General features: G+C 62.0%; 18 protein-coding genes. 8 read left to right on the forward strand and 10 right to left on the reverse strand.

Annotated features, from left to right (window positions below; genetic code table 11):
* From FEV51_RS11625 to FEV51_RS11645, 5 genes are all read right to left on the reverse strand, one after another.
* Complete coding sequence (locus FEV51_RS11625) at positions 1–303, reverse strand: TrbC/VirB2 family type IV secretion system protein (protein WP_138619112.1); 303 nt, start codon at positions 301–303, stop codon at positions 1–3.
* 6 nt (positions 304–309) lie between these two features.
* A complete protein-coding gene (locus tag FEV51_RS11630) occupies positions 310–957 on the reverse strand; it encodes a lytic transglycosylase domain-containing protein (protein ID WP_138619114.1) in 648 nt (215 codons plus the stop codon).
* A gap of 363 nt (positions 958–1,320) precedes the next feature.
* Entirely contained in the window at positions 1,321–2,292 is a 972-nt protein-coding gene (locus tag FEV51_RS11635) for an NAD(P)H-dependent flavin oxidoreductase (protein ID WP_138619116.1), read from the reverse strand.
* A gap of 53 nt (positions 2,293–2,345) precedes the next feature.
* The gene (locus tag FEV51_RS11640) at positions 2,346–2,948 is read right to left on the reverse strand and encodes a flavin reductase family protein (RefSeq protein WP_138619118.1); all 603 of its coding nucleotides are present in this window, start codon (positions 2,946–2,948) and stop codon (positions 2,346–2,348) included.
* A 39-nt stretch (positions 2,949–2,987) separates the two neighbouring features.
* Entirely contained in the window at positions 2,988–4,499 is a 1,512-nt protein-coding gene (locus FEV51_RS11645) for a tryptophan halogenase family protein (protein WP_138619120.1), read from the reverse strand.
* Between the two features lie 155 nt (positions 4,500–4,654).
* On the opposite strand from FEV51_RS11645, the gene FEV51_RS11650 reads away from it, so the two are divergent.
* The 6 genes from FEV51_RS11650 (at position 4,655) to FEV51_RS11675 (ending at position 15,139) form a co-directional block, all read left to right on the forward strand.
* Positions 4,655–8,005: a TonB-dependent receptor gene (locus tag FEV51_RS11650; RefSeq protein WP_138619158.1), complete on the forward strand. Its 3,351-nt coding sequence runs from the start codon at positions 4,655–4,657 to the stop codon at positions 8,003–8,005.
* A gap of 188 nt (positions 8,006–8,193) precedes the next feature.
* Entirely contained in the window at positions 8,194–9,246 is a 1,053-nt protein-coding gene (locus tag FEV51_RS11655) for a LacI family DNA-binding transcriptional regulator (RefSeq protein WP_138619122.1), read from the forward strand.
* On the forward strand, positions 9,243–10,436 hold the full coding sequence (locus FEV51_RS11660; protein ID WP_138619124.1) for an MFS transporter: 1,194 nt from the start codon (positions 9,243–9,245) through the stop codon (positions 10,434–10,436). The genes FEV51_RS11655 and FEV51_RS11660 overlap by 4 nt, the downstream gene beginning before the upstream one ends.
* Positions 10,437–10,521: 85 nt before the next feature.
* Entirely contained in the window at positions 10,522–12,981 is a 2,460-nt protein-coding gene (locus tag FEV51_RS11665; protein ID WP_138619126.1) for a glycoside hydrolase family 3 protein, read from the forward strand.
* A 25-nt stretch (positions 12,982–13,006) separates the two neighbouring features.
* A complete protein-coding gene (locus tag FEV51_RS11670; RefSeq protein WP_138619128.1) occupies positions 13,007–14,299 on the forward strand; it encodes a sugar MFS transporter in 1,293 nt (430 codons plus the stop codon).
* 105 nt (positions 14,300–14,404) lie between these two features.
* On the forward strand, positions 14,405–15,139 hold the full coding sequence (locus FEV51_RS11675) for a 3'(2'),5'-bisphosphate nucleotidase CysQ (protein ID WP_138619130.1): 735 nt from the start codon (positions 14,405–14,407) through the stop codon (positions 15,137–15,139).
* Here the strand turns inward: FEV51_RS11675 and FEV51_RS11680 are convergent.
* Positions 15,136–15,999, reverse strand: coding sequence for an HpcH/HpaI aldolase/citrate lyase family protein (locus tag FEV51_RS11680; protein ID WP_138619160.1), 864 nt, complete (start codon positions 15,997–15,999; stop codon positions 15,136–15,138). The two genes, FEV51_RS11675 and FEV51_RS11680, sit on opposite strands and share 4 nt — an antisense overlap.
* A 186-nt stretch (positions 16,000–16,185) precedes the next feature.
* Here FEV51_RS11680 and FEV51_RS11685 point away from each other — a divergent pair, with 186 nt between their 5' ends.
* Positions 16,186–17,055: an aldose 1-epimerase gene (locus FEV51_RS11685; RefSeq protein ID WP_138619131.1), complete on the forward strand. Its 870-nt coding sequence runs from the start codon at positions 16,186–16,188 to the stop codon at positions 17,053–17,055.
* Here FEV51_RS11685 and galK read toward each other — a convergent pair.
* Genes galK through FEV51_RS11705 form a run of 4 tightly spaced genes read right to left on the reverse strand, consistent with a single transcriptional unit; the run spans position 17,049 to position 22,746 of the window.
* Positions 17,049–18,128 (reverse strand): galactokinase, encoded by a 1,080-nt coding sequence (gene galK, locus FEV51_RS11690; RefSeq protein ID WP_138619133.1) that lies wholly within the window; start codon positions 18,126–18,128, stop codon positions 17,049–17,051. The genes FEV51_RS11685 and galK overlap by 7 nt on opposite strands.
* The gene (locus FEV51_RS11695) at positions 18,125–19,132 is read right to left on the reverse strand and encodes a UDP-glucose--hexose-1-phosphate uridylyltransferase (RefSeq protein WP_138619135.1); all 1,008 of its coding nucleotides are present in this window, start codon (positions 19,130–19,132) and stop codon (positions 18,125–18,127) included. Before FEV51_RS11695 ends, galK begins: the two co-directional genes overlap by 4 nt.
* Entirely contained in the window at positions 19,129–21,237 is a 2,109-nt protein-coding gene (locus FEV51_RS11700; RefSeq protein WP_138619137.1) for an alpha-galactosidase, read from the reverse strand. The genes FEV51_RS11695 and FEV51_RS11700 overlap by 4 nt, the downstream gene beginning before the upstream one ends.
* 9 nt (positions 21,238–21,246) lie before the next feature.
* On the reverse strand, positions 21,247–22,746 hold the full coding sequence (locus FEV51_RS11705) for a sodium:solute symporter family transporter (RefSeq protein ID WP_138619139.1): 1,500 nt from the start codon (positions 22,744–22,746) through the stop codon (positions 21,247–21,249).
* A gap of 109 nt (positions 22,747–22,855) precedes the next feature.
* Here FEV51_RS11705 and FEV51_RS11710 point away from each other — a divergent pair, with 109 nt between their 5' ends.
* The gene (locus FEV51_RS11710) at positions 22,856–24,760 is read left to right on the forward strand and encodes a beta-galactosidase (protein ID WP_246034547.1); all 1,905 of its coding nucleotides are present in this window, start codon (positions 22,856–22,858) and stop codon (positions 24,758–24,760) included.
* The last annotated feature ends 12 nt before the right edge of the window (positions 24,761–24,772 follow it).

Here is a 24,772-nt window from a genome sequence, read left to right on the forward strand (position 1 = left end):
TCAGCCCGCCGCGACGCCTTGAATACCGGCCACAATCGACGCTGCGCCAAACAGGATGAACACCCCGATGATCACGGTCGCGCCAAACCGCCAGTTGAGACGTCCTGTCAGCATCATAAAGCCGACCGCAGCCACCGCCATAACAGCAACCGCCGTCGCGACATTGCCCAGCAAAGTGCCTTGCAACCAGCCCAGCGCATTGACGATCGGGCCGGACCCGGCGGGATCGTTATACTGCGCAAAGGCGGCAGTGGGACTGAACAGTGCGGCCAATGCGGCCGGAATGGAAAAACGACGCTTCAAAACCAATTACTCCCCAGACTGATCGGCGCGCGAATGGTCGGATAACCGCCCCATGATCGCCGCCACATAATGTTGTGTTTCGCGAATGCGCGGAACCCCACCCGCACGCTCTACGCGCCCCGGCCCGGCATTATAGGCAGCGAGCGCTTTTTCCAAATTGCCGTCAAACCGATCAAGCTGGGCGCGCAGATAGCGCGCACCGCCTTCGAGATTGGCGAAGGGATCATCGGCATCGACGCCCAGATCGCGCGCAGTACCCGGCATCAGCTGCGCCAGACCGCGCGCGCCAACCGGCGACACAGCGCCTGCATTCCAGCGGCTTTCCTGCCAGACCAGCGCCTCGATCAAAGTCGGGCTGAGATCAAAGCGCGCCGCCAATTCAGCCACTTTGGCGCGGTAATTATCGGGAACACCCATGGCGTGCTGCGCCGTGTTGGCGACGATCCCGTCGGGCACGATCACATCGGCAGGCACTTCGGTCAAAACGACCGGCAGGGTTTCGGCCGCAGGCATGGCAAGCGGCAGCGCGGCGTCACCGCCAGCAACCCAGCGCGCACCGTCAGCATTGATTTCCAATACATCCGCCCGCGCCGGAGCGGCTGCCAACGCCGTGCAGCCAATAGCTGCGGCGAGCGCCATACGCATGAGAATCATCGACACCCTCCGTCCAGTTCCCGGCGCACACCCTACATCACAGTGGGGTGACGGGAAGCTGAATATCGCACAAGACGCTGGAAAACCAAAAAAGACGGCCCGCGTTCCCAGAGGAATGCGGGCCAGTCTCACCGATGCGGAATGTCAGCGCATCGACAGTGCAAACTAGCGTGATCGCGCAGTGCGGTCCAGACGTGCAAGGGGTCCGGTGGAAAATTAACAAAAGTTATTCTTAATCAGCGTGATAGATGAGCCAAAATCGTTTTGGGGGCTGTTTGGTCAGCGTTTTTTCAAATTTGCCATTAACGATAAAACCAGTTCGCGGCGGATTTTGATCCGCTCAGAACGGCTTACCACTTAGCCCTAAACGAACCCTGCCAAGCGGCTGCGAATGATCTGATCCGCCTCCGCCATGATCCGGTCGATCAAGTCCTTGCAGCTTGGAATGTCCGAAATCAGCCCGGCGACCATCCCACATGACCATGCGCCCGCATCCATGTCGCCTTCGGTCATGATGCGCGGATAGACGCCAGCGACCTCCTCGATGATGTCCTCGAACTTGAGGTCGGCCCCCAGTGCGCGCTCTTTTTCCAGCAGGCGTTCGACCGCATCATTGGTCATCACCCGCTCGGTATTGCGCAGCGGACGCATCACCAGCCGGGTGTCCAGCTCACTGGCGGCGACAATCGCGTGCTTCACATTTTCATGCACTGGTGCTTCCTTGGTGGCGATGAAGCGGGTGCCCATGTTCATACCGTCCGCGCCCATCGCCAGACTGGCGACCAGGCTGCGTCCATCGGCCATGCCGCCGCTGGCAACGAAGGGGATCTCCAACTCGTCAGCCGCGCGGGGCAGCAGGATCATATTGGGAATGTCATCTTCGCCGGGATGGCCGCCGCATTCAAACCCGTCGACCGACACCGCATCACAGCCGATCGACTGCGCTTTCAGGCTGTGGCGCACGCTGGTGCATTTGTGGATGACCTTGACCCCGGCATCCTTGAAGAACGGCAGTACCTGCGCCGGATTGTTGCCCGCAGTCTCGACCACTTTGACGCCGCCTTCGATAATAGTGCGGACCAGTCCGGGATAATCTGGCTGGTTGACCATCGGCAGGAAGGTCAGGTTCACGCCAAACGGCTTGTCAGTCATATCGCGGCAGCGCGCGATTTCATTTGCCAGCTTTTCCGGCGTGCCCTGCGTCAGGCCGGTGATAATGCCCAGCCCACCCGCATTGGAAACTGCGGCGGCCAGTTCGGCAAAGCCGACATAATGCATGCCGCCCTGAATAATCGGATGCTGGATGCCAAACATTTCGGTGATGCGGGTTTTCATGGGCGTGCCTCTGCTGTTGCGCGGCAACGGGTATCGGCGCGGAGAGGCGAAGTCTAGCGCCTCGCGAGCGCGTCCAGTGCGGCCAGCATCGCACCGCCGCGTTCTGTAAGGGAAAGGCCAGCGCTGCCGGTTTCGGCAAAGCCGTCACGCACCAGAAGTTCGGGTGTCATCGCGCGGTCGCCATCGGGCATGACGCGGCCATAGCGCCCGCTGTGATAGATCAGCGGCTCGATTTCGCGGCGGTCGAAATCGACCACTTCGCCCAGAAAAATTGCATGATCGCCGCCTTCATACTCAAACCGTGCGCGGCATCCGAAGCGCGCGGCATAGCCATCGATCAACGGTGCGCCCTCAGAACCATCGGCCAATTCCATACCCGCAAATTTGTCCGCGCCCGGCTTGGCAAAGCGATCAGACATGGCCTGCTGGTCAGCGGCCAGCACATGGACCGCCCAGCTGTCCGCGTCGCGGAACACCGGCAGGCTGCCGGACCGCAGCGACAGGCTCCACAAGACCATCGGCGGATCGAGGCTGACCGAGTTGAAGCTGTTGGCGGTAAGGCCAAAGGGTCGCCCCTGGTCATCGCGCGCCGTTACGATCGTCACGCCGGTCACGAAAGAACCGAGCGCGTTGCGGAAAGACTGGGGGTCGAACATCGCGTCTGCGCTAACCGCCGCTTAGCCCCAGGGCAAGCTTCAGGCGACGACTGGGGCGGCGCAATATTTCGCCAGATACTCTCCGTGTCCCGGCATATGCTGCACAAGCCATCGGATCGAGCGCTCCATCTCGTCAAATTCGGGCTTGAGAACTGTATCTTTCATGGCGTCGGCCATGGCGTTGTGCCCCTCCATATGGATGCCCTGTCCCATCATCACCGCTGCCCAACTGGTTTCCGTGAACAGCTCATCTTCCTCACGGAAAATCTGGCCGTTGCTCCGGAACAGCTCGGTCTTCTCTGTCAGGCTGGCGGGCACCTCCATCGTACGGACATAATCCCAGAACCCGGAATCGTTTCGCGCCGTGGCGTTGTAATGCAGGATGAGGAAGTCGCGGATGCGAAGATATTCCTTCGCCGTCAGCCGATTGAAGGCATCTTCCTGCGTTTGATTGATGCCATCCAGCGAAAGCAGCGCAATAAGCTTGTTGATCCCGGTGTTGACCAGATGGATCGAGGTCGATTCCAGCGGCTCCATGAAGCCTGCGGAAAGACCCAAGGCGACCACATTTTTGTTCCAGAACTTCTTGCGCCGCCCGGTGACAAACCGCAGGAAATTGGGTTCAGCCTGCGGCTTGCCCGCAAGGTTGCCGACAAGGATGTCATGCGCCTCGTCGTCATCCATGAATTCGCTGCAATAGACATGGCCGTTGCCATTGCGGTGCTGCAGCGGAACCTGCCACTGCCAGCCAGCGCGATGCGCCGTGGCGCGGGTAAAGGGCGGCGGCGGGCTGCCGTCATCGCGACCGCAGGGCAGCGCCACTGCCCGGTCACAGGGAAGATAGTGTCGCCAATCCTCATAACCGGTCTTGAGCGCCTGTTCGATAAGCAGCCCGCGAAAACCCGAGCAGTCGATAAACAGGTCGCCCGCAATAGTCTTCCCGTCATCCATCTCCAGCTTGGTGACGAAGCCGGTTTCTCCGTCCAATTGCACATCGGCTACGCGGCCTTCGCGCCGGATCACGCCGTTCTTTTCGGCAAACTGGCGCAGGAACGCGGCGTAACGCGTGGCATCAAGATGGTAGGCGTAATTGATCGGCGGCAAATCCTCGCGCTGGTAATCGTCGGTGCGCGAGAACTTGCCGAAATAGGCCGCCATGGTTTCCAGATTGAACACCTGAAGCGGGCGCGGATCGCCCGATTCGCGCAGTCGGCGCCAGATCTGGTGAAACGCAATGCCACCGATGTGATAACCGTAGGCGCCAAAGGGGTGTATATAGCTGTCGCCGACATTGCCCCAGTTTTCGAACTGGATGCCAAGCTTGAAGGTGCCTTGTGCAGCGGCCATCATCTCGGGCTCGCTGACGCCGAGCAGATTGTTAAACTCGACAAACGGCGGAATTGTCGCCTCGCCAACCCCCACAGTGCCGATCATCTCCGATTCGACCAGCGTCACGCTGACCTTCTGGCCCTCTGTCACCTTCGACAGCGCTGCTGCCGCCATCCACCCTGCGGTCCCGCCGCCCACGATTACAATACGTTCAATTGCCATGCGGCCCCCATGCCATGTCAAACCATGTGTTGCCAGACGGCAACGCATCTTGTGAACGTTCATATTGTATCTTGTGAACGCTCACAAGGCACGTTATGTTTCAAAATGAATGTAGGAATATACCTACACCACATTCTTGGGACTCAGGAGGAAACATGTCTCTAATCGCTTACCGTAGCGGTGCCGCCAAGCGCCGCATGATCGCCCTCACCTCCGCCTCGACGCTGGCGCTCGCCATGATGGCGCAGCCTGCTCTGGCCCAGGAAACGCAGGGCGACGAGGAAGAAAGCGCAGCCGGGACGCCCGAGGCCCTCGATCAGGAAAACATGATTCTAGTCACCGGTTTCCGCAAGTCGCTGCAGACAGCGCAAACCATCAAGGAAAACGCTGACACGGTTGTCGACGTGATCACCGCCGAAGACATTGGCGCGCTGGCCGACCGTTCGGTCGCCGAAGCGCTGCAGCGTGTCCCGGGCGTGAACATCGGTCGCTTTGAAAAGACCAGTGACCCCGACCGTTTCTCGGTCGAAGGCACCGGCGTCGTTATCCGCGGCCTGCCCTACGTCCGTTCGGAACTGAATGGTCGCGACATTTTCTCCGCCACAGGCGGCCGCGCTTTGGCCTTTGAAGATGTTTCCCCTGAACTGGTTGGCCGCGTTGAAGTGTACAAGAACACTACGGCAGATATGATCGAGGGGCAGATTGCCGGCCTCGTCAATCTCGTCACGCGCAAGCCACTCGACAATCCGGGGCTTCACGTCGCCGGTTCGATCGAGGCCAATTATGGCGATCTGCGTGAAGAGTGGTCGCCGACCTTCAATATCCTCGGTTCGAATACGTTCGATACCGGCGCTGGCACTTTCGGTGTGCAGCTTGCCTATTCCAATTCCAAGCTCAAGAGCCGCACCGATGCCTCGCAGGTAGCTGACCCGTGCTACCGCAACGCAGACCTGAGCGGCGGCTGCTTGCGCGTGTTTGATGTCAATTCCGGAGGCTTTGGCGAAGAGCCGAACTATCAGCCAGACGAATTCCCGCCTGCCGGGTCGGTCATCGTCCCGCAATATGCTGGTGTTCGCACCACGGATCTCGACCGCGACCGTCAGGCGATTTCTGCCGTAGGGCAGTTTGAATCGCTCGACGGCGGCTTGTTGATGACCTTCGAGTATCTGCGTTCGGAAACCAGCTTCGCGACCGAAGAATTCGCGCTGCTCGGCCGCATCGATGACGGCGTGTCCTCACCCGATCCGCGTTCCGACAGCACTTGGCAGTTCGATGAGAATGGTCAGTTCGTCAGCGGTATCCTTACTGACAATGTCGGCAATGCTTACGCTACGCCGTTTGGACTGGGCGGCATTCCGCTGGATACGCTGCGCTTCCTGCGTGATACGAAGAGCGTCACACAGGACATTTCCTTCGACATTGACACGCAGTTCACGGACCGTTTCCGCGCCAACTTTGAAGCGCAGTACGTCAAGTCCGACCTGCGCCGGGATTCCGTGTTTGGCGCAATGAGCACCTGGGCAGATATCGACCTCGATCTTTCGGGTGATACGCCGAACGTCCAGTTCATCGCTCCGCTGGGCGCGCCGGCCGATTATTTCAGCTCGGGATTCTACACGTATTACTGGTTCGGCCTCGACAGCCGCGAGAAAAACGACGGCGAGCTGTTCAGTCTGAAGGGCGATTTTGAATACGACATCAGCGATGATGGTTTCCTTAAGAAGGCACGTTTTGGCGCTCGATGGGCCGCTCGGGATCGCACGACCCGCAACACCAACTTCAGCACCTGGGGCAACCTTTCGGCACCTTGGGCTGGCCGTGGCGGCTGTGCGCCTTGGGGCGAAGGGCCGGGCTGCTTCTCCGGTCCTGGCCCCTATGTGCCTGACTGGTCAGGCTTTACTCCGGGGCGCTTCTACACAGGACTTCCCGGCCAAGAATTCGCCATCGCGGGCGGCGCTTATACCGACGACTTCCCAGACTACACTGCGCTACGCAATCCCTTCGCAGACGGCTTCCAGCGCGGTGAAGCGGGCACGCCGGTTCCGAATGGCGAAGCTTATTTCTACGGCGGTGATGATTTCCTTCAGGATTACCTCGACGGAGTCACAGACCAAGAATGGGAACAGATATCGACCTTCGGTCAGTCGCCAGAACGCTACAACCTTGGTGTAAATGGTCGCACGCGCACCTTACTGGATGGGCGCGTCGTCGCATGTGACCCGTTCTGTCCCGCCGAAATCTCCGACGTATCGGAAACGACGGCAGCGGCTTATGGTCGGCTCGACTACGGTCTTGATTTTGAAAGTGGCTGGTCAATTGGTGGCAACATCGGCCTTCGCTATGTGCAAACGACCGTAAAGAATTCGGCATTGGTTGCATTCCCCGATCCGGGGCAGTTCGATGCTGTGGAAAATGGTGGCAATGGCGATGGCGTTGTCCAGCCGGTGGAAATTACTGATAGCTGCATCGGTGCAGGCGGTGCCGCACCACAGCGGTTATATTGTGACCTGACTGGCGCTCGCCTGGCCGAATTCGCTTCGCTCTATACGGGAGAAGTAATTCCCGACAACCGCGACATCAAGTTCGACCACTGGTTGCCGAGCTTCAACATCAGGCTCGACAGCGGAACCGGGATCGTCATTCGCGGTGCAGTGTCGAAAGGCATTTCGCGCCCTGACCTGCAGCTGTTCAATGCAGGTGGTGCATTTGGCTTTAGCGGGCGGGTCGATAGCGGTCCGCTGCTGAGCATTTCGACCGGCAACCGCAACCTTCTGCCAATTCAATCGTGGAACTACGACCTGTCTGCCGAATGGTATTTCGACGATGTCGGCTCGCTCACTGCGGCGATATTCGCAAAGGATATCAAGGGTATCGTGACGACAGGCACGGGTGTGGTGAATTACACAGCGCCCAGCGGCATGTCGCAGGATGTCATTATCAACGGCCCCGCCAACGATCTCAGCGGCGTGCTGAAAGGCTTCGAAATTGCCTACCAGCAATCCTATGACTTCCTGCCGGGCCTCCTCGGCGGCTTGGGTTCGCAATTGTCATATACCTATGTGGATGGCTCTGACTTTTCTAACCCGAATCTGTCGGCAATCGGTTCGCCTTCTGTCGCCTCTGGTGGCCAACCTCTGAACGGTGGTCCGTTTGTAAGTGGGCAGCCGTTGGCCGGTATTTCGAAGCATACCGTCAACGCGGTGGTGTTCTACGAGCGCGGACCGCTATCGGCCCGTGCAGCCTACAACTGGCGTTCTGACTTCCTGATCACTCCGCGAGACGATATTTTCCCGTTCTCGCCAATTTGGCAGGAGGGTGGCGGTCAGCTTGACGGATCGATCTTCTTTGCTGTGAGTGACCAGTTGAAGCTCGGCGTCCAAGGCGTGAACCTGCTCGATGAAGTCACGCAGACTTCGCAGGTGATCGATTATGATGGCACTCGGATCACACGCTCGGCGTTCCGCAACGATCGCCGCTTTACCTTCATCGCTCGCTTCGACTTCTGAGGAAGCGAACGCACATGGTAGTTCTGGAAAGGGCTCTGGTCGCAAGACTGGGGCCCTTTTCTGATGATCAACCGATGGCTATGGATGCGCACTTGCCGAGGCAGGGGATTGGGCCGCGCGTCCGATTGCATCCCCTGCCACAGTCGGTAAAGTCGCTGTCACGGTCAATAAACCAGGGATTTTGAGGCATGGGCCGACGGCGTCAAGCGGTCACCATCAAGCATGTCGCAGCCGATGCAGGTGTTTCACTGCAGACGGTCAGCCGCGTCATCAACAATGAACCAAATGTCCGCCCGGCGATGAAGGAGCGGGTGCGCGCTTCTATCGACAAGCTTGGCTATACCCCTTCGATCGCGGCGCAGCGGATGAGCGGATCGCGGTCCTACCTTATTCTGGCGATTAACGACCGCGAGCGCACGATTGCCGATTGGCGCGCGCGGCAGGGTACGGACTGGGTCGATCAGATGTTGCTGGGCGGGATGCTCACCTGCGCCGAACATGGCTATCGCATGATCGTGGAACTGGTCGATACGCATAACGACCATGTTGAGCGTGAACTGGGTGCAGCGCTGACCGCCTTGCAGCCCGATGGGGTGATCCTGACCCCGCCGCATTCAGAGAACCCGCTGATCACCGGACTGCTGGCCGAACGCGGTATTCCCTTTGCGCGGATCGGCTCGATTGCGCCGGGACCGGGTATCGCGATGACGATGGATGATGAACATTCCGCTCGGATCGCGACCGAACATCTGATTGCGCTGGGCCATCGCCGGGTGGGCTTTATCGCTGGTCCGGAAGACTACAGCCTGTCGGGTTGGCGTATCGAAGGTTGGCAACAGGGGATGGACGCGGCCGGATTGCCGCATGACGATCTTTGTGAGCGCGGTGACTTTGGCTATGAATCCGGGCGCGAGGCGGCGCGCCGCCTGCTCGATCTGGCCGACCCGGCCACCGCCATCATTGCCAGCAGCGATCAGATGACACTGGCCATGCTTGAACTCGCACGCGAACGCGGCCTCAGCGTGCCGGACGATCTCTCGCTGGTCAGTTTCGACAACACGCCGATTGTGCGCTTTTCCAACCCGCCGCTGACCGCGGTCGATCAGCCGATTGCCGCAACCATAGCGCGCGCTGTCGAACTGCTGATCACGCATCGCGGTAAGCCGCAGACGGACCAGCCGATCGTGGTCAGCGGCGCGCTGGTCAAGCGCGGCTCGTGCGGACCAGCGGCGCACGCATGACAGCGGCAAACGCGGCTTCCCAGCCGCAGCAATCGCGGCGCTTCCTTCTGCTCTATGCGCTCGCCGTGGCGGGCGGCGCAGTGGCCTATGTCCCCTTCCTCACAATCCTGCTGCCGGTCCAGGTTGCGGCCTTTGATAGCGGATCGGCGGTAAAACTGCTGGGCTTGCTGGCCTTTGCCGGAGCCATCGCGGCAAGCCTGGCAAACATCGGATTTGGCTGGCTGAGCGATTTGAGCGGCGTGCGCCGTCCGTGGATCGCTGCCGGAGCGGTGCTGTCAGGCGTGCTGCTGTCAGCGATGCGGCTGGTGGAGGACACAACTACCCTGATCGCGCTGATCATCGCCTGGCAATTTGCGCTCAACATGATGCTGGCACCGCTGGCGGCATGGGCGGGCGACAGCGTGCCAGATGCGCAGAAAGGCATGCTGGGCGGATTGCTGGCCATTGCCCCAGCCATGGGGGCGCTATCGGGCGCGCTGGTCACTATCCCCGGCTTTGCAGTAACCGAGGTCCGCCCGATGGTGGTGGCGGGATTGGTGGCGGCCATGGTCTTGCCTGTCCTGATCTTCGGCAACCCCCGGCCCATGCCAGCGCTGATGGACAAGTCAGCGCCGCGCGCCGCCACCACCCGTCCGCGCGGCACCGCTGCGCGGATGTGGCTGGCACGTCTGCTGGTGCAAATTGCCGAGGCGGCGCTGTTTGCCTATCTGCTGATCTGGTTTCGCAGTGTCGATGCTGAATTTGGCGACAATGATACGGCCATCCTGTTTGCGATTGTGTTGGCGCTGGCGGTCCCGCTGGCCCTGTTGGCAGGGCGCTGGTCCGACCGTGCGGAGCGTCCGGTGCTGCCGCTAACCATCGGGTCGGGCATCGGCGCATTCGGTCTGGTGGTCATGGGTCTGGCCCCCAGCCTGACCATCGCAATTGCCGGTTATGTCGTGTTCGGACTGGCGACCAGCGTGTTTCTGGCACTCCATTCCAGCCAGACATTGCGTGTTCTGCCGTCACCGCGAACACGGGGCCGCGATCTTGGCGTATTCAACCTGACCAACACTGTGCCATCGCTGATCATGCCGTGGCTGACACTGGCCCTGGTGCCGGTCTTCGGCTTCGACGCGTTGTTTATGGTCCTTGCCGCGCTTTCCGTGGTGGCGTGCATCCTGTTGATGACACTGCAACGCCGCATATAGCGGCTTGCTTTAAGCCTTGAAGCATGGCACTTCCTCTCTGTTGAGAACGTTCCCAAGCATTATGGGGCGTCGGAGGGGATTTAAGATGAACGTGCGCCTGTGGCTCTCGGTGGCAACTATTGCATTGGGTGGTTGCGCAACGCTTCCTGCTCCGGTCGCAGACACATCAGCTCCGGTGCTGGTTGCCGATGCGGGCGCAGCGGCGGCCAATGTTGCGGCCTGGCCTCAGGCCCGCAGCCCATCGGCAATTACTGACCCGGCCACCGAAGCCGCCATCGGCGCGCTGATCGCGCGCATGACGCTGGAGCAGAAGGTCGGCCAGCTGATTCAGGCCGATATCTCTGCAATCACCCCCGCCGATCTTGAACGCTATCCGCTCGGATCGCTGCTCGCAGGCGGCAATAGCGGCCCGTATGGCGATGAACGCGGCAGCGCCGCCGACTGGGACCGCATGGTGCGCGAATTCCGCGCAGTGTCGGCCCGGCCCGGCGCCGATGGCGTTTCGATCCCGCTACTGTTCGGCGTCGATGCCGTTCACGGTCACAACAACATTCCCGGTGCCACGCTTTTCCCGCACAATGTCGGGCTTGGCGCAGCGCGCGACAGCGATCTGATCCGCCGCATCGGTGCGGTAACCGCCGCAGAGATTGCCGGCAGCGGCATCGAATGGACTTTTGCCCCCACGCTTGCGGTTCCGCAGGATCTGCGCTGGGGCCGCGCCTATGAAGGCTATTCCTCCGATCCAGCCATTGTCGCCGATTACAGCCGCGCGATGGTCGATGGCTTGCAGGGCACACTGGTCGCTGGCCAGCAGCTGGCTAACACCAAGGTGGCCGCGACCGCCAAGCATTTTCTTGCCGATGGCGGCACTGAAAAGGGCCAGGATCAGGGCGACGCGCAGATTTCCGAAGCGGAACTTGTGCGCATCCACGCCGCCGGTTATCCCCCTGCAATCGATGCCGGAGTGCTCACCGTGATGGCCAGCTTCTCCAGCTGGAACGGGATCAAGAACCACGGCAATCGGACGCTGCTGACCGAGGTGCTGAAGGACCGGATGGGCTTTGCCGGACTGGTGGTCGGTGACTGGAACGGCCACGGACAGATCGCCGGGTGCAGCAACACCGATTGCCCGCAATCTATCAACGCCGGGCTCGATCTGTTCATGGCCCCGGATTCGTGGAAGCCATTGTACGAATCCACTCTGGCCCATGCCCGCAGCGGAGCAATTCCGATGACGCGGGTCGAAGATGCGGTGCGCCGCATTCTGCGCGTGAAATACAAGCTGGGACTGATGGACGGTCAGCCCAATGATCGCGGCAATCACGCGGTAGTGGGCGCGCCCGAACATCTCGCGGTTGCGCGCGAAGCGGTGGCAAAGTCGCTGGTCCTGCTGAAGAACGCCGGGTCAGTGCTGCCGATAAAGCCGGGCGCAAAGGTCATGGTAACGGGTCCGGGCGCGGACAGCATGGCGATGCAATCGGGCGGCTGGACCGTCAGCTGGCAGGGCACTGATGTGACGCGGGAAGATTTCCCCAATGGCCAGACCATCTGGGAAGGGCTGCGTGATGCGGTCGGCGAAGCGGGCGGCACTGCCAGCCTGTCGACTGACGGCAGCATTACCCAGCGCCCCGATGTCGCCATCGTGGTGTTTGGCGAAACACCATATGCAGAATTTCAGGGCGACGTCCCGCATCTCGACTTCACCGGCGATGGCGAGACCCAGATTGCCGCGCTCAAGGCGCAGGGCATTCCCGTGGTTGCCGTGTTTCTCTCAGGCCGCCCAATGTTCGTTGGTCCCGAACTGACCGCTGCCGACGCATTTGTCGCCGCATGGTTGCCCGGATCGCAAGGCGCGGGTGTGGCCGATGTCCTGGTCGCTGGAAAAACCGGCACCTCGCCGCGTGACTTTACTGGCGCGCTGTCCTTCGCATGGCCAGCAGGTTGCGAGCCGGATGCTGCAACGCTGTTCCCATTGGGCTTTGGCGGCAATTATGCCGCTGCCCCGACGGTACCCATGCTGACAACCGAATGCGCCTTGTCAGCCGCCGGGGCCGATGGCGGGCTGGCGCTGTATGACCGCGGGCTGGAAGCCGGAATCGAAGCCATTGCCGCTGGCACTGTCTTCCCCAATCTCGCGGGCCGCGTGCAGAACCTCACCGTGGCCGGTTTCGACGTTGCCGCGCAGGAAGATGCCCGCAGGTTCACCTGGACTGGTCCGGCATCGCTGGCGCTGGGCTGGACGGCGCAGCCGCTGCCCGCAACCGGCGCACTCGAATTGCAATATCAAGTGGCCGACGCCCCGCGCGCTCCGGTCACGCTGGCGGCAGCCGACAGCAATGCCAAGGGCACTGTCGACCTGACCGCATCGCTGGCACTGGCGGCGGGCAAAGGCTGGCGCACGATGCAGGTCCCACTGGCCTGCCTGACCGATGACAGCCAGCTGGACGGGATAGCGCTTGCCAGCGACTCCGCATTCGTATTCGACATGGTATCCATGCGGATTGTCGCGCAGGCAAATGAAACGGATTGCACCGGCCCGTTCTGAGGCTGGGCATGGGAGGGAATAGAACATGGCAATAGCACCCGGCGTCGCGAGCAGTACCGACCCGAACCCCGTAATAGATGAAGCCGCGCCGATCGATGCGCCGGGCCTGAACTATTTCGTGTTCGGCCTGTTCTTCATCTTCGGTGGCATCACCTCGCTGAACGATGTGATCATTCCGAAGCTGAAAGAGCTGTTTACGCTCAATTACACTCAGGCGATGCTGGTGCAGTTCTGCTTCTTTGCAGCCTATGCCATCGTCGGCATTCCCGGCGCTCAGCTGGTCAAGAAAATCGGCTATATGCGCGGCGCTGTCGCTGGCCTGCTGACCATGATGGCGGGTTGCCTGCTGTTTATTCCTGCCAGCCAGACGGCGACTTATGGCGTGTTCCTGTTCGCCTATTTCATCCTCGCTGTTGGCGTGGTGCTGGTTCAGATTGTCGCCAATCCGCTGATCAGCCTGCTCGGCCCGGCAAAGACCACGCACAGCCGCCTTACCTTTGCGCAGGCATTCAACTCGCTGGGCACCACGATCTTCCCGTATTTCGGTGCGATTCTGATCCTTGGCGGGCTGGCGACAGTTACCGCCGACCAGCTATCGGGGGCCGAGCTTGACGCGTATCGCACGGCGGAGAGCCAAGCGATCGTGAACGGCTATCTCGGCCTTGCGATTGCCATCGGCGTCGTCGCAATGGTGGTGTGGTTGTTCCGCAACCGCCTGAAAGGCGAACAGCACGAAGCCAGCAGCTTTGTTGACGGTCTGGCCCTGCTCAAGCGTCCGCGCTTCGGTTACGGCGCCCTGTGCATCTTCCTCTATGTCGGGGCAGAAGTCGCAATCGGTTCGATCATCGTCAATTACCTGATGCAGACCGAGGTCCTGAACCTTCCCGAACAGGCAGCTGGCAAGCTGATTACGCTGTACTGGGGCGGCGCCTTGGTGGGCCGTTTCATCGGCTCTGCTCTGCTCCGCGCTGTCAGCCCGGGTCTGTTGCTGGCCACCGTTGCCACAGGCGCGATCACCCTAGTTGCGATCTCCGCCAACTCGACCGGCGAACTGGCGGGCTATACCCTGCTGGCAGTCGGCCTGATGAATGCGATCATGTTCCCGACGATCTTCTCGCTGGCGTGCGAGAAGCTGGGGCCGCGTGCGGCCGATGGTTCGGGTATTATCAATGTGGCAATCTGCGGGGGTGCCATCGTACCGCTGCTGTTCGGTGTGCTGGCCGATGCTTCGGGAAGCCTGGCGTTTGCCCTGATCCTGCCCGCCATCTGCTATGCGATCATCGCCGGTTTCGGGTTTTACGCCCGCCGCCCGGCCTGATCAGCACTTCGCGCTGCTGCAGCGCACAATTTCGGGGGTTCGCAAGGCGGCTTTGGTCTGCCATGCGGACCCCCGAACTTTTCAGCCGACCAGAGGACACCTCGCATGACCGACGCCGAACTCGCCGCGCATCTCGCCGATCAGGCCGGGCGCATCCTGATCCAGGTACGCGATTCCGGCATGTTCGAAGGGAAATCGCTGGGCAAGGCAGGCGATCAGACCGCCAACCAGTTCCTCGTCCACGCACTGGTCCAGCAACGTCCCGATGACGGTCTGCTGTCCGAAGAGGCCAAGGACACCGACGCACGGCTGGCGAAAAGCCGCGTGTGGGTTGTCGATCCGGTCGACGGCACCCGCGAATATGGCGAAGCGCGCACCGACTGGGCGGTTCATGTCGCACTGTGCGTGGACGGCCATCCGACAATCGGTGCAGTCGCCCTGCCCGGTCTAGATCTGGTCCTACGCACCGACCGGCCCAGTGAAGTGCCTGCAGCCGCTGCGAAGCCGCGCATGGTGGTCAGCCGCACGCGTCCGGCACCTGAAGCTGTGGCGGTTGCCGAAGCTATCGATGCCGAACTGGTCGGCATGGGTTCTGCGGGCGCCAAGGCGATGGCGGTGGTGCGCGGCGAGGCGGAAATCTACCTTCACACTGGCGGCCAGTATGAATGGGACAGCGCCGCCCCGGCAGCGGTGGCATTGGCGCATGGCCTGCACGCCAGCCGCGTCGACGGCAGCCCGCTAAACTACAACCAAGCCGATACTTACATGCCCGACCTGCTGATCTGCCGCCCCGAATGGGCCGAGCGGGTGCTGGCTGAAGTGGCCAAGCTCTCCGCCTAATCCTCTGCCATTGCCAGCACTTGCTGCGCGCGGGACAGGTGCGGGCGGTCAAGCATTCCGCCCTTCCAGCCGATAGTCCCTGCATCGGGATTGGCGGCAAACAACGCCACGATCTCACGCGCCTCGGCCAGTTCGTCCGAGCTGGGCGAAAACGCCGCATTGATCACTTCGACCTGCGCCGGATGGATTGCCAACATCCCGCGATACCCTTCGCGCCGCACCTGCGTGGCGCGCGCTTTCAGCGTGTCGAGATCGCGGAAATTGGTATCGATAGTCTCAACCGGCAGCACCTGTGCCGCCGCTGCGCCCAGCAGGCACAGGCTGCGCGCCAGTTGATAGGTAAAGGCAAATTCGCCATCGGGTCCGCGATTGGTCTGCGCTCCTATGGAGTCCGCCAGATCCTCGGCGCCCCAGGTCATCGCCACCAGGCGCGGCGCTCCGGCGTAATCGCCCGTGGTGAACATCGCAGTCGCAGTTTCTGTCACCAGCGCGATTACCGGAGTTGAACCCGGCGCGATGCCGTGCAAGCTTTCCAGCTTGGTCAGCATCGCATCCAGCGCCTCGACATCGCTGCGCCCACTGGCTTTGGGCAGCATGATGCCGCCCGGCGCAGCGGCCATGATCGCCGCCAGATCGGCCTGCGTGTGCGGCCCGTCGAGCGGATTGACCCGCACCCACAACCGCACCCGCTCGGCGGCGGTCTTGGCGGCGAGAAACGCGTGAATGGCAGTGCGCGCGGCGGGCTTGTTCGCCTCGGTCACTGCATCTTCGAGATCGAAAATCACAATGTCCGCCGCGCCAACCGCCGCCTTGATCATCTTCTTGTCGCTGTCACCGGGGGCGAACAGCCAGCTGCGCATTTTGGATGGAAGCTTGGCGGAATGGGTCAAGGCGGGCCTTCTCTATTGCTGGAAACGGACGGCTTATTTGAGGCGCTTTGCGATGCTGGCGTCAAGCGCTTCTCGCCAATGCAGGCGGAAAAGGGTTCCGTCAGGGTACATTGCTCGTACAAGACGCATGGTGTTTTCGTGCAAGGAGTGTGATTGGTGAGACTGAGCCTGTCCAATGGGCCATATGCGATGGAAGTGGACCCGCAGCACGGCGGTTCTGTGACGATGCTGGGTTGGCAGGATCAGCGCATTTTCCGGCCGCATACGGGCAATGGCGTTCTGGGCAGCAGCTGCTTTCCGCTTGTGCCCTTCTCCAACCGTATCGCTGGGTCCCGTTTCGCATTTAGCGATACTTCAGTTCAATTGCAGCCGAACCACCCGGAGGAGGCTGGGGAGCCGGTGCTGCACGGCTTCGGCTGGGTCGCATCGTGGGACATTGTGGAAGCTGAGAGCGACCGTGCAGTATTGCGGTTGGAACACAGCGCCGACCAATGGCCGTGGGACTTCTGCGCCGAGCACAGCCTTTCGCTCTGCGCTGACCATGCATTTTTTGGACTGCGGATCGAAAACCGTTCGGACCGACCTATGCCCGCCGGTCTGGGTTTCCATCCCTATTTTCCGCGCTCTGCCAACACCGTCTATCACGGCCTGCACCGCGGCGAGTGGGCCAATGATGCGCAGTGCCTGCCCACCGCTCTGGACGATCGCGCTGCACCAATTGACTGGTGGAACGGCGCGCCGGTGGGCACTCGCAGCGTCGATACGGTCTATACCGCGCGCAGCGGCCCGCTTACCATCAGCTGGCCCGACCGCAATCTGGCGGCTGTGATCGAGCCTTCGCCCGACCTTGCCTTCACAACAGTCTATGTCCCGGATGGCGAGGAATTTTTCTGCGCCGAGCCGGTGACGCATATGACCGATGCCTTTAATCGCTCCGGCCACAATGCCGGGACCAGAGTGCTGGCTCCGGGAGAAGTCTGGTCAGTGTCGATGGTGGTCCGGGCTGGACGCCTCGCCGATCAATAGACCTGCGTCACTGGCGCGCCCAAAACCTCACGCAGAGCGGCTTCGCGGCCCCGGCGCATCACCACCACGACAGAACCGCCAAACCCCGCCCCGGTCATCCGAGCGCCGCCCTCTGTGCCTACGAAGTGATCCACCTTTGCAACCAGCGCGTCGACTTCCGATACGCTGACCTCGAACAGATCGCGCAGTGACGCGTGACCTTCACGCAAAGTAGCGCCAAAACCCTTCAGATCGCCAGCAGCCATCGCCTGATGCGCGCGGTTCACACGGGCGATTTCGCCCACTACATGGGCGGCGCGTTTGGCAGCGCCCTGGGGCAATTGCGCCTGCGCCAGCTGTTCCGCCGTCACATCACGCAGAGACATCACCCCGAGCGCCTCCGCTGCCGCCTCGCATTGCGCGCGCCGGGCGTTGTATTCGCCATCGACCAGCCCGCGAGTGACTCCGCTGTCGACCACCATGATAGCCCAGTCCTTGGGGATCGCGCGCAAGTCGAACGACAAATCGCGGCAATCGAGCAGCATTGCGTGGCCGGGCTGACCTGCAGCGACCGCCATCTGGTCCATGATGCCGCAGGCGACGCCGGCATAATCATGCTCAGTCCGTAGTGCCATCAGCGCCAGCGTGCGCGAGTGTTGCGTGGTGCCGCTAGCAGCCGCAAATGCCCTGCCCAGCGCGATGCAGAGCGAGGCGGATGACGACAGCCCCGATCCGCGCGGCAGATCGCCGCTGATTGCCAGCCTTATGCCCGGCAGCGGCGATAGCCATTGCGCAGCCATGCCGCGCACATAGGATCGCCAATCGGGATCGGCGGGGTTTTGCGGCGCTGCGGGATCGAACGAATCATGCGCGCTGAAATCAGCAGCAAAAGCGTGGATTTGGCTGTCCTCGCCAGGCCCCCACGCCACCGCCGTACCCTGCTGGACAGGCATCGGGAGCACCAACCCGTCATTGTAATCGACATGTTCGCCAATCAGATTGACCCGTCCCGGCGCGAAGGCCACCCCGCTCGGATCGCAGCCAAATTGCTTCACGAATGCCGCCTGCGCTGCCGCAATTGCCGCGGCGCTCATGCCAGCACCTCCCGCAACCGCTGGGCCGCCGCTTCAGGCGTCAGGTCGCGCTGGGTCTCGGCGAGCAATTCGAAGCCGACCATATGCTTGCGGATCTCTGCCGAGCGTAGCAGCGGCGGCAGGAAATGCGCATGCAGCCGCCAATGCCCGCTGTCCTCTCCGGCCCCATGCGGCGCGCCGTGCCAGCCCATCGAATAAGGGAAATCGGTGTCGAACAGCGCATCATAGGCTGGCAGCAACTGACCCAGCAATTCCGCCAATGCGCCGCGCCCGGCCCCGTCAAGATCCTCCAGCCGCCGCACATCCCCGCGCGCAGTAACCAGCGTTTCAAATGGCCATGCAGCCCAGTGCGGCACAACCGCCAGCCAGTGATCGTTGGACACTACCACCCGCGCACCAGCCGCATCTTCCGCCGCCGCCACCGCATCCAGCAGCACTGCACCATGCTCGCCATGATAAGCGCGCTGGCAGTCATCCTCTCGATCTGCGATGGAAGGGACGAAATCGCCCGCCCAGACCTGACCATGTGGATGCGGCGAGGATGCGCCCATCATCGCGCCCTTGTTCTCGAAAATCTGGACATGCGCCCAGCGCTCGCCAAGCTCCGCAGACAGCGCGCACCAGCCGTCGATCACTGCGCGCCGACCAGCATCATCCAGCCGCGCCAACGTCTGCGAATGGTCGGGGCTGTAGCATATCACCCGCGCTTCACCGCGTGCAGGTTCCTCGCGAAGGACGCCGCCATCCATCGCGGGGGCACTGTCATCAAGCAGCGCGGGAAAGTCGTTTGGAAAGACAAATGTCCCGGAATAATCCGGGTTTGCTGCGCCGCCCACTCGTGCATTTCCGGGGCAGAGGTAGCAATCAGCATCATGGCTGCGGCGCTCGGCGGTCCCCACCGCTTTGCGCTCGCCCTGCCACGGACGTTTCATCCGCTGCGGGCTGACCAGCACCCACTCCCCTGTCAGGCGGTTGAGGCGGCGATGCGGCAGGTCACGGGTCATGGGAGAGCTTTCAAATGGAAGATCAGCGCGCTTTCGGCAGCGAGTGCGGGGACCGGCAGCCCGGCCTGCGCCAGCCAGCTGCCGGTGAAGCGCTGGGGCGTATCGCGCATTGCGGCAAATGCGGGCGCAGCGCGCGGGGTCAGCACACCGCTCTGGCCAGCATGCCGCAGCAAGGATACATCCCAATCGCGTCCAACGGCAAATGGCAGCGCAATAGGCTGCGCGCGCCGGTCACCGCCGTGGTCGCGGCGGATGAGCCACAGCAGCAATTCATCCTCGCTCCCCTGCGCCTGCCAGACCAGCCCGTCACCAGCTTCGCCCAGATAAACGCGTCCAGCATGAACCACTACACGCCACTGTTTGTAAAAGGCGATCCACGCGGCAAGCCTTTCGCGCTCGCGGCTGTCCATCGCGGCAGGATCCATCTCCACCCCGAAGTGCCCCTGGCACGCAATAGCGGCGCGGAAATCGAGTGACTGCACGCGCCCGGTTGCGTGGCTGGGGCTGGCACCGACATGCGCGCCCATCGTCTCGGGCGGCATAAAGGCCAGAAAGCCGCGCTGCATCCCGATGCGGGCCACTGCGTCAATATTGTCGCTGGTCCAGAACCGGTGCGTGTATTGCGCGATGCCAGCGTCGATCCGCCCGCCCCCGCCCGCGCAGCTTTCAATCTCGACCCCGGGATGTGCCGCACGCAGCCGCGCCAGCAACGCATGGGTTCCGCGCACCTGCTTCGCGCCGCCAGAGGGCGCATGGTCGCGGTTGTGGTCCCATTTGAGGTAGGAAATCCTCGCTTCGGTCAGCAGGCTGTCAATCTGAGCGAACAGATTATCCTGCACATCGGCGCGGCGCATATCCAACACCAGTTGATTGCGCGCCGTTGGCTGTTCGCGCTCCTGTAATGCAAGCACCCAATCGGGATGCGCGCGGTAAAGATCGCTGTAGGGATTGACCATTTCAGGTTCCACCCACAGCCCGAACTGCATCCCAAGGTCCGTGACTCTCTGCGCAATCGGGGCGAGTCCGCTGGGATATTTCGCCGGATCGGGGGTCCAGTCACCCAGTCCGGCCATGTCATTATTGCGTCCGCGAAACCAGCCATCGTCCAGCACGAAACGTTCGATGCCCAGCTTGGCACCTGCCTCGGCCAATTCGCCGATCCGCGTCTCGTCATGCGCGAAATAGCAAGCTTCCCAGCTGTTGAGATGCACAGGGCGCGGTGTCATCGCACCATCTGGCCAGTCGATCCGCTCGCGCACCGCACCGTGCATTTGCGACATCGCGCCGTTGCGGCCCTTTGTGGACAGGGCAACCAGGACCGGCGGTGCGGCATAAGTTTCGCCGGGGGCGAGCGCGGATTCGCCGGCTTGCAACACCGCCTCTGCCATGCAGGTCCAGAACCCCTCGTCATCGCGCTCGATCAACAGCCGCGCATCACCCGACCATGCCAATTGCAGCGCGGTGGTCTGGCCGCTGTGCCACCCGCTATCCTCGCCCAGCACATAGCAGCCACACGGCCCGCCATGTCCCGGCAAGCCGCGCCGGGTTTCGCGCACCCAGCCATGCGCGGGCATCGTCTCACGGCATTCGCTGAACTCGGCATTGTGCCGCCCGCGCCACGAGATGATCTCGCGCGATCCAGCGGGAAGTGGCAGAGTTGCGCTCGCCAGGCGGTCCACAATAACGGTCGTGTCAGAGTTGTTGGTGAGTTGCGTACTGACTTCGAGCGCGCCACTGGCTGCAACGCGGAAGGCCACCGCGCATTCGACCCTCGACACGGTATCGCAAAGCGTCAGGGACAGCTGCGCATCGTCTTGCTCAACCGCACATTGTTCAAAAGCCAGCGGTATTGCTTTGCCATCTTCGCCCCGCAGCGCCGCCGCTGCTGGACCAAACCAACCAAGCCCGCCAACCGGCAGCAGTCCTATCGCATGGTCGCCCTCCAGCGAGAACGTCGCCGCGCCGCGCAATGCGGCCAGCTTGGGCAGCTCGCCCGGATCGACCCGCGCACCAAGGTGCCGCCAGACCGGCTGCGCCCCGTCCCGCCGCTCAAGCACCAGGCTCCATTCGGGGCCATGCAATGCAGCAAGATCAGCGGGTTTCATGGTGCCTATTCAGACCGCTTTGCCCGCGTCCTCAGGTCCCTCTTGACCGCGGAACAGCGCCAGCCCGATCCACTCGGCACGGCGGCCCATTACAAAGCGGTTGAACGCCAGCGCCGCCGCGACCGAGGTGAACAGCGTGACCACCATAAAGTCGATGTAATGCAGCGAAATGACGTTCGCCTCCTGCAATTTGAAGCTGTACAGCGCGTACAGCCCGATGCCCCAGACCACGCCCGCAATCGCCGCGCGGGCGGACACGCCGCGGAACAATAGTCCGACGATAAAGGCCGACAGGATCGGCATCGACGACAGCCCATTAAGTTGTTGCAGCAGATTGATGATGCTTTCAGCATTCATGTAAACCGGCACCATCAGCAGCGCGAGCCCGGTCGCCAGCACACTCATGGCCGCGCCCAGTTTCCAGTGATTGGCGACCTTGCCGATAAACTGCTCGTGGAAATCAACCGAATACAGCGCAACAGTGGAGTTGAGCACGGCGCTGAATGTGGTGATCACCGCCGCCGCCACCATCGCGGCAAAGGCGCCGGACAGCCATACTGGCAGCACTTCGGCAACCAGCCGCCCATAGGCTGCATCGCCGATGTCTCCGAACAGCTTATATGCCACCACGCCGGGGATTACGACGATGGGCGGGACCACCAGAATACGCACGGCGGCTGCGACGAACACGCCCTTGCGCGCTTCCTGTACTGTGGGGGCAGCCATCGCCTTTTGCGTGATGTTCTGATTGGTTGACCAATAGAAGATCTGGATAAATGCCATGCCGGTGAACAGCGTGTGGAACGGGATCGGACTGTCCGCTGCGCCCACCATGCTCAACCGTTCTGCCGGGACGCCTGTGACAATATCGAAATCCACCGCAGCCAGCGCCAGAAAGACGATCAGCAGCGCCAGCGCCAGAATGCCAATGCCAGAGAAGGTGTCCATAACCGCCACAGCGCGCAGGCCGCCGAAGATCGTATAACCCGCCGCAACCACGGCCAGCCCGATGGCAAACGTCATCAGTGGCACCTGATCCCCGAACAACGATTGCAGGAACAGCCCACCCGAATACAGCGCAGCAGGCAGATAAATCAGGATATTGCCCAGCAGAAAAATCGCAGAGATCAGAGTGCGGATCGAACGCCCGTCATAGCGGCGCTCCAGCAGCTCGGTCACAGTGGTGCAATTGTAGCGATAATACAGCGGCACAAATACAAAGGCGAGCGCCATCAGGCCGATGAAACCGGCGATTTCCCACCAGGCGAGCAGCATCATCTGATTGCCGTTCATGCCCACCAATTGGTCGGTCGAAAGATTGGTCAGCGTGATCGAACCGGCGACGAAGAACCAGCTCAGCCCCTTGCCCGCCAGATAGACGTCTTTTTCGGAACCATCGTGCTTGGCGCTGCGGACTTTCCACCAGGTCAGCAATGCGACGGCCACTGTCAGGCTGACGAATACGGCGATCTGAATCGCACTTCCAAATTGCGCAGTGTCGCCGCTCATTGCCGTAATTCTCCCGATCCCAAATCGCTGCCTAAACGCGGCAGGGCGAATTGCAAACTGCGATTGCGGCGATGGCGGCGGGGCGAGAGCTATTGACGCGTTTCGCAGCTTGGCCGATCTGCCGGTGATGGACCGTCCCGACACCGCGATGCGCCTTGGCGTGTGCTATTATCCCGAGCATTGGCCGGAGGACTGCTGGGCACAGGATGCAGCGCTGATGAGGGCCAGCGGCCTCACCCGCGTGCGTATCGGCGAGTTCGCCTGGAGCCGGATAGAGCCGGAGCCGAGACGCTTCGAATGGGATTGGCTGGACCGCGCGATTGCTGTGCTGGCGGATGCCGGATTGGGCATTATTCTGGGCACCCCGACGGCCACACCGCCCAAGTGGCTGGTTGACCGGATGCCCGACATGATCGCCGTGGACCGCGATGGCAAACCGCGCGGCTTCGGATCGCGGCGGCACTATTGCTTCAGCCATGCAGGCTACCGCGCAGAGGCGGCGCGGATCACCACCGCGCTGGCACAGCGATATGGCGAGCACCCTGCGGTGGTGTGCTGGCAGACCGACAATGAATATGGCTGCCATGACACGGTGCAGAGCTTCTCCGCCGCAGCCCGCGATGCGTTTCGCCTCTGGCTGGCGGAGCGCTACGGCACGATTGCGACGCTGAACGCGGCTTGGGGCAATGTCTTCTGGAGTATGGAATACCGCGCCTTTGACAAGATAGAGCTGCCCAACCTGACTGTAACCGAGGGCAATCCAGCGCATTGGCTGGCGTTCCGCCGGTTCTCATCGGATCAGGTGGTGTCCTTCAACCGTGCACAGGTGGACATTCTGCGCCGTCATTCACCGGGCCGTGACATCACGCACAATGCGATGGGTTTCTACACCGGCTTTGACCATCACGATCTGGCGCAGGATCTCGATGTGCTGGGCTGGGACAGCTACCCACTGGGCTTTCTGGAACAGTTCCGCTTCACTGCGCAGGAGAAGCGCGATTTCGCGCGGCAGGGTCATCCCGATATCGCCGCCTTCCACCACGATCTCTATCGCGGCTGTGCCAAAGACGGGCGCTGGTCGGTTCTGGAACAGCAGCCCGGCCCGGTAAACTGGGCGCGCCACAATCCTGCGCCGCTGTCCGGCATGGTGCGGCTGTGGACGCTGGAGGCGCTGGCGCATGGGGCGGAGCTGGTCAGCTATTTCCGCTGGCGGCAATTCCCCATGGCACAGGAACAGATGCACGCAGGCCTGCTGCGCACCGATGGCAAACCCGCGCCTGCCTTGGCCGAAGTGCGCACGGTAGCAGACGAAATCGCGGAGATTGGCGATCCGGGCGCGGCCCCCAAACATGCGGCGCTGGTGTTTTCCTATCCCTCGGAATGGATCACCCAGATCCAGCCGCAGGGCGAGGGATGCTCGGCGCTGTGGGCGGCGTTCAGTTGCTATACCGCCTTGCGCAGGCTGGGGCTGAATGTCAATATCGTCGCGCCCGATGCCCCGCTTGATGACTATGCGCTGGTGGTGGTGCCATGCTTGCCGATTGTCCCGGATAGCCTGTCGGCATCGCTGGGGGCGTTCACCGGCCAGATCGTGATCGGCCCGCGCACTGGCAGCCGCAGCGACGATTTCTCCATTCCCGATACCCTGCCCCCCGGCCCGCTAGCCCCCCTTGTCGGCGGCAAAGTCGTGCTGAGCGAAACCTTTGCACAAGGCGCCGGATATAGCGGCGATGGCTGGGAGATCACCCGCTGGCATGACCGCTTCGAAGGCGATGTGCAGGCGGAAATTATTGCGGATGGCGGCGCGGTGGCGTGCTGGAAATCGGGGCGCACACGCTATTGCTCAGGCTGGCCCGAAGGCGCGCTGATCCAGGAAATCGTCAGCCGTGCTGCGCGTGATGCTCAGCTCGAATGCGCGCCCCTCCCCGCGCATATCCGGCGGCGCACCTGCGCGGAGCATATTTTCGAATTCGACTACGCCTCCGCCGAGGTGCGGATCACACCGAACAACTGATCAAACTGCAGC

Source organism: Qipengyuania marisflavi (assembly GCF_005884405.1).
Classification (GTDB): Bacteria; Pseudomonadota; Alphaproteobacteria; order Sphingomonadales; family Sphingomonadaceae; genus Qipengyuania; species Qipengyuania marisflavi.